The sequence below is a fragment of the Psychrobacter sp. UBA6739 genome, from assembly GCF_002453835.1.
Taxonomy (GTDB): domain Bacteria; phylum Pseudomonadota; class Gammaproteobacteria; order Pseudomonadales; family Moraxellaceae; genus Psychrobacter; species Psychrobacter immobilis_A.
The window spans coordinates 241,635-251,321 of the sequence record NZ_DKHR01000003.1 but is presented as its reverse complement, the minus strand read 5'-3'; the positions used below and the strand labels follow the sequence as shown (position 1 = coordinate 251,321).

The 9,687-nt window shown below is 42.4% G+C and carries 8 protein-coding genes and 1 other RNA gene; 5 read left to right on the top strand and 4 right to left on the bottom strand.

Annotated elements, in window-relative coordinates:
* Positions 1–817: hypothetical protein (locus B2575_RS01340; protein ID WP_296239890.1), on the top strand; the 817-nt coding region annotated here is incomplete at its 5' end.
* A 77-nt stretch (positions 818–894) separates the two neighbouring features.
* Here B2575_RS01340 and ssrA read toward each other — a convergent pair.
* Positions 895–1,272: a transfer-messenger RNA gene (ssrA, locus tag B2575_RS01335) on the bottom strand.
* An 85-nt stretch (positions 1,273–1,357) separates the two neighbouring features.
* Complete coding sequence (locus tag B2575_RS01330) at positions 1,358–2,029, bottom strand: alpha/beta hydrolase (RefSeq protein WP_296239888.1); 672 nt, start codon at positions 2,027–2,029, stop codon at positions 1,358–1,360.
* 361 nt (positions 2,030–2,390) lie between these two features.
* Between B2575_RS01330 and B2575_RS01325 the strand changes: the two genes are divergently transcribed.
* The 3 genes from B2575_RS01325 (at position 2,391) to B2575_RS01315 (ending at position 5,362) form a co-directional block, all read left to right on the top strand.
* A complete protein-coding gene (locus B2575_RS01325; protein WP_270894505.1) occupies positions 2,391–3,185 on the top strand; it encodes a response regulator in 795 nt (264 codons plus the stop codon).
* Positions 3,186–3,254: 69 nt separating this feature from the next.
* Positions 3,255–5,045: a two-component system sensor histidine kinase CreC gene (creC, locus tag B2575_RS01320; protein ID WP_296239886.1), complete on the top strand. Its 1,791-nt coding sequence runs from the start codon at positions 3,255–3,257 to the stop codon at positions 5,043–5,045.
* Between the two features lie 116 nt (positions 5,046–5,161).
* Positions 5,162–5,362, top strand: a complete 201-nt coding sequence (locus tag B2575_RS01315; RefSeq protein ID WP_270894507.1) for a hypothetical protein — start codon at positions 5,162–5,164, stop codon at positions 5,360–5,362.
* A gap of 138 nt (positions 5,363–5,500) precedes the next feature.
* On the opposite strand, the gene aroC is transcribed toward B2575_RS01315, so the two are convergent.
* Both aroC and prmB read right to left on the bottom strand, forming a co-directional pair.
* Entirely contained in the window at positions 5,501–6,604 is a 1,104-nt protein-coding gene (aroC, locus tag B2575_RS01310) for a chorismate synthase (protein WP_296239882.1), read from the bottom strand.
* A gap of 104 nt (positions 6,605–6,708) precedes the next feature.
* Positions 6,709–7,875 carry a 50S ribosomal protein L3 N(5)-glutamine methyltransferase gene (gene prmB / locus B2575_RS01305; RefSeq protein WP_296239880.1) on the bottom strand — a complete coding sequence of 389 codons (1,167 nt, stop codon included), beginning with the start codon at positions 7,873–7,875 and terminating at the stop codon, positions 6,709–6,711.
* 290 nt (positions 7,876–8,165) lie between these two features.
* On the opposite strand from prmB, the gene B2575_RS01300 reads away from it, so the two are divergent.
* Positions 8,166–9,605, top strand: coding sequence for a L,D-transpeptidase family protein (locus tag B2575_RS01300; RefSeq protein ID WP_296239878.1), 1,440 nt, complete (start codon positions 8,166–8,168; stop codon positions 9,603–9,605).
* The last annotated feature ends 82 nt before the right edge of the window (positions 9,606–9,687 follow it).

Genomic DNA, 9,687 nt, shown 5'->3' with positions numbered 1-9,687 from the left:
CCAATTTTATTATGCCACTACAATAGATAACACTGTATGTACCTACTGGAAAGACTCTGAGAAATTTAAGGAAGAGATAAAAATCCAAGAATATGAAATTTACCCTTCGCTTATAGAAGTCCATGAATTATCTTCAACTGAATATAATTTTTCTACAACTACAAATATGTACTATAAAAACAAGAGTTATAAGGCTAATATTTTTCCAAATTCTAGAGTTCAACTATCAAATGGAAATGAAGTTATCAACTTAATCTGTAATAAAGATAATTGTTCTAAGCCATTTTTATGGGGTTTTGCTACAGAGTCAACTATAAGAGCTAATCCTGAATTAGCTGATGCGATGATGACTAAGATATCATCTATATATAACTATAAAACCTACCTTAATAAAATGAGCAAGCAGTCAATTAAAGATAAACTAGCGGTCAAAGTATACTTTATAAACCCAAATATAGATGACTATGTCTATGTTATTCGACATGTAGATAAAGATTCACAACTAAAGAACACTATTCAAGAATACTTGAACGGTTTAACACCAGAAGAGAAAAAACTAGGGTTTGAGTCTAGTAATTTCGGCAATGAAAATTTTACAGTGAAAATTGAGAACCACATCGCTAAGATTCATTTTACTGCTAATGACTTAACTAAATATTTGAGATCGCCACAGCAAGTGATCGATTTTACAATGGCTATCATTTTAACAGCCGAGCAATTTGATGCTGTTAATGATGCACAGATTTGCGTCAATAATACTTATAATTACGAAATAACTTTTTTTGCTAATGAAGAATCAGTTGATTGTCTCTTTTAACTTTTATTTCAACTATCTACATTTAAAATTAGACCAAAAAAAATCCGACCACATTAAGTGATCGGATTTTTAATATTTGGTGGAGATGGCGGGAGTTGAACCCGCGTCCGCCAGCATTACGCTCATGAATCTACATGTTTAGTTTCTGTCTTTAGTTTTAATCCGCACCGATCCGACAGTCAGGATGGATTGGACGATTCTCTACTTTTGAACCCAAGCGATTGAGACAATCACTTGTGGCGAGCCTACATGCGGACGCTTCAACTTAGTTGACCAACTGTAGGTGATCAGCAACTAAGTAAACAGGTTTAAACCATGTAAACAGGGTTTAAGCTGCTAGAGCGTAATTTTCGTCGTTTGCGACTATAACAATATATGTTTGATTAACGAGAGGACATATACTCTCGACATGCATCATTGAGTTTCATTACCAGCGTCGAAGCCAGAACATCCCCAATAAGGTCATCTATTATATAGGACTTATAGGTCGACTTTCAACATATATAATATCTATATTACATTACGTTACAGCTGCACTCTCTAAGCCAGTACTTTATCGAGCCATTTACCGATATTTTGAATCTGCGGCATGCAAACTTGATGTGCCATCGGATAAGTATGATAAACAACATTATAGCCTTTAGCGGATAATAACTGCTGCGCCTGCTCGCCCAAAATTACAGGAACAACTGGATCATGCGTACCATGCTCAATCAATATTGGCATGTCTTTATTAGCAGCGCTATAGCTAATATTATCATTAGTCGCTAGATAAGTAGAGAGTGTCATCAAGCCAGCTAAACGCTGCGGGTAGCCAAGTGCCACATGATATGCCACTGCCCCACCTTGCGAAAATCCTGCGATTACAATGTGTTCAGGCTTAACACCACGCTCTATCTCACGGCTGATCAAATCACGGATTTGCTGCGCAGACTCTTCAATCTGAGCGACATCGACTTTACGCTCTAGGCTCATCTCTAAAATGTCGTACCATGCTGGCATTACCATACAACCATTCACCGTCACTGGGCGCTTTGGTGCATGCGGGAAAATAAAACGCACTGCCATATTATCCGCTAAACCGAGCTGTGGTACCACTGGCTCAAAATCATGACCACTCGCGCCCAAACCATGTAGCCAAATAACGGCTCTATCTATCTTTTTTTGCGTTGGATTATGCTCAACGATGACCGCATCTAAATAGTCACTCATATTCTTAAACTCCTTTAAATAAAAATGGTAGGTACATCAAACTTATTTTTAGTAAAACTGACATTCGCACTATATTTCAATATTTTTTATAATAATACTGATTATTTTACAGCCTTTCATCAAAACCGCCAGTCAAAAAAGTCTTCGCTAATAATGCCAATTTCCATCAACTTTTCACATCTTTTAAGGCCTGATAGCAAAAGCGAGTGCGACTTTTGTGCTACGATAAATTTATTAACATAGCTACTGACTCTAGCTACTGTATGATGCCCTACACTCATTTTTCAATGTTCGTATCTCATTAGATATTAATAACCCCTTCATCTTAAACAGTTTTTCTTTATATAGCGATATAGAGCTTATGACCCATATTTTACTGGTAGAAGACGATCCTGCTATCGCGATGTCACTGAAAGTCACTTGCAAGCGTGAAGGCTGGCAAATCACTTGGCTTGATAACGCCAGTAACGTGTTGCCTTTTCTGCGCAATTTACATAAAAGCGCTGAAGCGCAAGATCTATCGGCGATTATTTTGGATGTTGGGTTGCCAGATGGCGATGGTCTCAGTCTCTGTCAACAAATACGCCACACCCCTGATATTGCAGGCTTAAAGGACACTCCTATCATCTTCTTGACGGCTCGTAGCGATGAGGTCGATCGTATTTTGGGTTTAGAGATGGGCGGCGATGACTATTGTGCCAAGCCATTTAGCCCGCGCGAGTTGGTTGCCCGTCTAAAAGCCATTTGGCGACGTGAGCAATTATTGTCTCAGCCGTCCACCTCCCATACAACAGCAGCAGATAATACCGTTAATGACAATTCTTCTAGCAATATGTCGGGGCAGGCGTTAACCTTTGAATGTCAGTCTGGCATCTGGCACTACCAACCGCTTAATTATTCGTTAATGTGGCAAGAGCAGAAGCTTGAGCTGAGTAACACCGAACGCAAAATCTTATTGACCCTGTTAAAAGCGCCCAATCAAGTCTTTAGCCGTGAGCAACTGCTGAGCGCGGTGAGCGATTACCCTGATCATCGCTTGGCGAGAACTATAGACAGTCATATCAAGTCCATTCGTAAGCAGCTGGCGACTGTCGATGCCAGCATTGATGTTATCCATACCCATCGCGGCTTGGGTTACGCCTTGTGTCCTGCCTAGCTGCACTGCCTATAGCCCTATTTTGATTAAAATCGACCTTCTATAACGTCAAATAATACACCTAAAAATATGAATCATAAGACCAACGATAGTGCTAACAGCCATCCTAATACTCATATTAATAAGGCTGATAACAGCGCGCATGCCAGCCAAAGCAACTGGTATGCAAAACTGCATCCTATCGGCACCGCGCAGCAAACAACTAAACCAAAACGACTACTGAATTTAAGTATATTTTTTAGGATTTGGCTCGCATTGGCGTTAGTGCTGATTATCTGCGGTGTGGTCGCATTTACTCAGCTGTTTGGTTATGTCAAACCGACGGCGCAGCAAGTCATCGAAGATACGTTGTTAGATACCAGCAAATTGCTGGCAGCAAGTTTGCAGATGCCGTTATCTTCAGGACAGCTATACGATGAGCAGTATCAAACGAAACTCGATGCGGCATTTATCGGTGCGCCCACGATAAGTAAAACAACAGATCCAGAATATAAAAATAAAAGCCCTAGTAGCTTTCGGATATATGTCACCGATGATAAAGGGATTGTCATATACGACTCACTACCCGAACCTGACAATGATGAAGGACAAGATTACAGCCGCTGGAATGATGTCTATCTAACGTTAAATGGTCAGTATGGCGCGAGAAGTACAACGCTAGATCATAATCAGCGAGATGGTACGGTGATGTATGTGGCACAGCCAATAGAGGATGACACTGGCAACTTGATTGGTATCATTAGCGTAGGCAAACCTGTCGCTAGCGTGTTGTCTTATTTAGACGATACGCGCAATCGCATGCTTATCACAGCGCTGCTCATGAGTATTGCTGCCCTTATATTAGCAGGACTGGTCGCCTGGTGGCTCAAGCAAAGCATCAGCCTTGTGACCCAATATACCAGTGCACTGGCAGAAGACACCAAAAAACCCTATTTTTACTTAGGTCATGAACTTAATAGCCTAACGGATACCATTGAGTCTATGAAACATCGATTGGAAAATCGCGCCTATGTCACCGACTACGTTCATACCCTGACCCATGAGCTCAAAAGTCCGTTAACCGCCATTCGTGCCAGTAGTGAGTTGCTAGAAGATGATGGGCTTGATAAAGAAGATCAACAGATGCTCATCCAGTCCATTGGTGAACAAAGTATCAAAATGCAGCAATTGATTGATCGGCTGCTATTACTTGCCAAAGTTGAGCAACCGACTTTTAAGCTGAATCGGCAGCTGACCCCTCTACTACCGTTGTTGCAAACTCTTGCAAAAGACAACAGCGCTAAATTGCAACAGCAGCACCTAGCGCCTATCGACATCTATCTTAATGATAAATGGGTGACTGAAACAGCGACTTTATCACCAAACGCCTTGGCAAATACCAGCGTTTTCGCTGACCAGTTTTGGTTGGTACAAGTGCTGCAAAATGTATTGGACAATGCCATTCATTTTGCTGATAGCACAGTTTCTATTTATCTGCACAGCATCGCGCAACATGGTTCAGCGCAAACTGTGACTATTGATATCTTTAACAATGGTAAATTACTCCCTGAGTATGCCGTTGATAAAGCGTTTGACCGTTATTTTAGCTTATCGCATCAGAGCCAAGCTGCTGAAAAAGCCTCAGAGCATGCACCAGATAAATCTTCCAAGTTAGAAATCAAACAAGCACAGCAACCCAATGTCACAAGTAATACCTTAAAAAAAGGCACTGGCCTTGGTTTAACTCTTGTGAAGCAAGTTATTGAGCATCATGGCGGTCAGGTAACTATTAATAACGTCCTTGATGATAACGATAAAATTGGTACTGATAAGAATCAACGTTCTGGTGTCATGGTTAGCTTAACCCTACCATTGGCTTAAAAATAAGCATCTATGCCAGTTCATGAATTTTCCATCATTCCTACACAGGTTTTCTATCTGCTTGTTTTACGATAGCGTTATTCAAATTCATAACCCATATTAAGGATAGAAAGGCCATGAAAGATGCTATTGAACAAAATCAAATGATAAAAAACTGTTTAGGCGGTAGTCGTCATTTTTGCCTACAAGCGCTGTCAGGTGAAGGGATTGATAGTATCGCTTTTGGGCATTGGTTAGCCATTCCCAGTCAACAACTGCTATTGGTATTTCGCCACCAGCAATGTGTGGCTATTGACCACTATCAAATAGCGGCTTAAAAATTCATTCAATTTAATGATTAAATCTTATCAACTAAGTTGCTGGCTTGTTAATTATTTATAAAAAATCAGTCAAAAAAACCCTCTATCATATCTAGTTAGAAATGATAGAGGGTTTATACTTTTACGGTAAACAATCTAAGTAATAGAATCTACTGGCGGCTTAACATCCGCATTTTGGCCGCGATGGCGCAAATAGTGATCGAGTAAAACAATGGCCAGCATGGCTTCTGCGATAGGTGTGGCACGTACCCCTACACAAGGATCATGACGACCTTTAGTCAACATATCAACCGACTCGCCTTGTGTATTGATACTCTTGCCAGCCGTCGTAATACTAGAGGTTGGCTTAAGCGCGATACTGACACGGATATCTTGCCCTGAAGAGATACCGCCCAAAATACCACCAGCATGATTGGCAGTAAAACCGTCTGGCGTCAGCTCATCACGAGAGCTATGACCGAACTGTCCTGCCACGGCCATGCCGTCGCCGACCTCAACGCCTTTAACAGCATTGATGCTCATCATCGCATGGGCAATATCCGCATCCAAACGATCAAATACTGGCTCGCCAAGTCCGACTGGTACACCGCTAGCGATAATTTCAAGGCGTGCCCCGCAGCTAGTGCCTTCACGGCGCAAACTGTCTATCAAGGTCTCAAAACGACTAACTGCATCGGCATCGGCGCAAAAAAACGGATTGCTATTCACAAAGTCCCAATCAATTTGGCTTGAGTCTAGGACATTACTATACTCATTGCCAATTTGGGTGACGTGACCACGGACTTGCACACCTAAGCGCTCTTGTAGATATTTTTTAGCGATAGCACCTGCCGCCACGCGCATCGCAGTCTCGCGCGCTGAGGAGCGCCCGCCACCACGATAATCACGAAAGCCATATTTCATGCTATAGGTATAGTCGGCATGACCGGGGCGAAACGTGTCTTTAATCTCGCCATAGTCTTTGGATTTTTGATTGGTATTACGAATCAGCAAACCAATAGACGTACCAGTCGTCTTACCCTCAAACACACCAGAAATAATCTCAACTTCATCGGACTCGCGGCGCTGGGTAGAGTATTTAGACGTGCCCGGTTTGCGGCGATCTAAATCGATTTGCAAATCATCTGCAGATAAGGCTAAACCCGGTGGCACGCCATCGACGATTGCCATGAGACCTGCACCATGCGACTCGCCGCACGTGGTGACTGTAAAAACCTGCCCAATGCTATTGCCTGCCATATTTATCCTTAAACAAATGAAGTCGATTTTTAAGTATCGCGTAAATCTCGATGGTTTTATTGCTCAATAGTTCTCTTGCTTGATAGCTTTGTTACTGTATAGCTCTATTGAATGCTATCTAACAGTTGTACGTAAGCATTGAACAGCTCACGATGTGCCATAAGCTCATCATAAGTAATCGCAAAGACACCGTGACCACCGTGGGCAAATTTCAACCAGTCAAACTGGATTTCAGGATAGGCTTGCTTTAATGCCCATTCGCTATCGCCCACTTCGCAGACAAGCAAGCCTTCTGGACTTAGATAATCTGGCGCTTCAAACAAAATACGATGTACCAAATCCAGTCCATCTTGACCCGCAGCCAATGCATGCTCAGGCTCATATAAAAACTCAGGTGGCAGCTCTGCCATAATAGCCGCATCAACATACGGCGGATTGGTGACGATCAGCTCATACTGGTGTTCAGCAGGAATCTTAGCAAACAGATCGGACTCAATCACATTAACCTGATGCCCAAGATCATGATGATCGACGTTAACCATGGCTACTTCAAGCGCGCTTTTATCGATATCAACAGCATCAACCAGCGCATCAACGAAACGCGTCGCAAGCGCAATAGCAATACAACCAGAGCCCGTGCATAAGTCTAAAATACGTTCAGGCTGCGACAGCTGCTTGACCTCTAAACCGTGATCATAAAATGCAGCAGCTTGCTCGTTGATGCTCTTACCAAGTGGCTTGGCAAACTCATTGACATCAAAATATGGATGGAACTGCTGACGAATCAATTCTGCGATAGGCGATCTTGGAATTAGTACCCGCTCATCGACATAAAAAGGCAAATCACAGAAGTATGATAAATTAATCAAATAGCTTAATGGTTTACGCTCAGCGATACGCTCTTCTAACAAACTCAGTACCAACTCCTTCTCTGAGGTGGTCAAGCGACAATCGAGAATCTGCTCATTGGCTGACCAGTCTAAAGCCAGAGAATGCAAAACAATGGCGGATGCTTCAGCAAACTCATCGGTGGTGCCTTGTGCAACGACCACATCATAATTACGGAGCTGGGTGACCGAAAAGCGAATAAAATCACGAATACTGACCAATTGCTCGCGGGCCTCTTCTAATTCTGCAGGCAAATTGGCAAATTTATCGTCTTCACCCAGAATCCCACTCTCTAAATCAAACACCATTTCACTCTCTAGACCATCGTCATTGAAGTATTGATTTTGAAACTCTTCTGCGCTCATTGTTTGGTCTTCTGACATATCGCACCTTGCTGATTACATGTTCACTGACTACATGCGGATGGGTTAAAACGCCTTTTATTAAAAGCCGATCTATTAAATAAAAATTTATTCACCATTATAGACATAAACGCTAAGTTGCGCCAATTTTTGCAGTTTTATATTCATAAAAATGGTTTTAAAAACAACGTGAATAATTAGGATTGTAAGTAAGAATAGCGCATCATCTTATGCATACCCTCGCTCAGTTATTGCCCAACTGTAGTGAATACGTCAACGGTTGACGTTTGGCAAGACTTTAATGAAAAAAGATGTGTCAAAAGTTTGCGAAGCATTCAAATTATGCGCATAATAGCCCCATTAGTTATAACCATAAGTATCCCAATATGATGAAAATGAAGCCTCTTATTACCGCTATATCAATTGCTATCGTTACTGCCAGTGTCAGCGCCGTTGCCGCACCTGCTGATAATACGCGCACCCTGCCAGTACGAACCACTGACTCAATGCCTAGCATTGCCAAAAAAGTTAGCCTTGATGTACAAGAGAACCGCAGTAGCTCAATCGATGGTCGTGCTCCTGTCGTAGCCACGCCTGCCTTAAAGCCTAATACGCCTGACCGTATGACTCAGCTGATTGACGAAAAGCAGGAAGTTGATGTAGAGACAGCGCCACAAGCAGTCAGTGCTGATAACATGACAGTAGAAGAGCTGGCTCGTAAAGATGTGCAGTCTGATAGCACTGACGATATTAGTGAAGGTCAAGCCGTCGCTGCCCCTACCGCAGCCATATCTGATGCTAGCCCAGCAGACACTTCTATCAAAAGCATCGAAGATGTTAATGGTAAAAAACATACTACGCTGAATTTGTCGAATTACGCCAAACAGGTAAACGGTGCCACATGGACACCGAATATGAAAGTTAACTCGGCAATGACAATCAAAATGCAGGCACTGCTTGATTGGAACCATGCTTCTCCTGGTGCAATCGATGGCGGCTGGGGCATGAACAGTAAAAAAGCCCTCATCAACTTCCAAACCATGAAAGGCTTGCCAGCGACGGGGAAAATGGATCAAAAAACGTGGGATGCGTTAAATAAAAATATCCCTGCCAACAAACCTGTGCTCGTGACTTACACCATCACTGAAGATGATATCAAGACCAACTTTGCCAGCACACCTGCAGGTTCAGAAGCCAAGTCAAAAATGAAAGGCTTATACTATCAAGACATTAAAGAGATGTTTGGTGAGCGCTTCCATATGGATGTGCGTTATTTAGATAAGCTGAACAAAAATAAGCAATATAAAGCGGGCGAAACCATCACTGTTTTAAATACCCGTGCACCACTTAAGCAGCGCATTAACCGTGTGGTTGCCAATAAAGCCGATAAGACATTATATGCTTATAACGGCGATAAGCTGGTGGCTACTTACCCAACGACAATCGGTAGCGATGCCACACCATCGCCACAAGGTTCGTTTAAAATAATTAACAAGGTAAAAATGCCTTGGTACAAAGCGACCGTTGGTAAAGGCGCAGACAAACAAATACATATGCTACCACCAGGACCAAATAGCCCTGTTGGCGTCGTATGGATGGGCTTGTCTAAACCTTCATATGGTATTCATGGTTCACCAAAGCCTGAAGGCATCAGTCGCCAAGCCTCTGCAGGTTGTGTGCGTTTGACCAACTGGGATGTGTTAGAGGTTTATGCCAATATCGAAAATGGCGCGACTGTTGAGCTTAAATAAATTGAGCTTAACTAGGGCGTGTCTTCAATTCACTCAATAGTCATCTAAATGGGCTAAAAATGGATAAATATTGCCAAACATC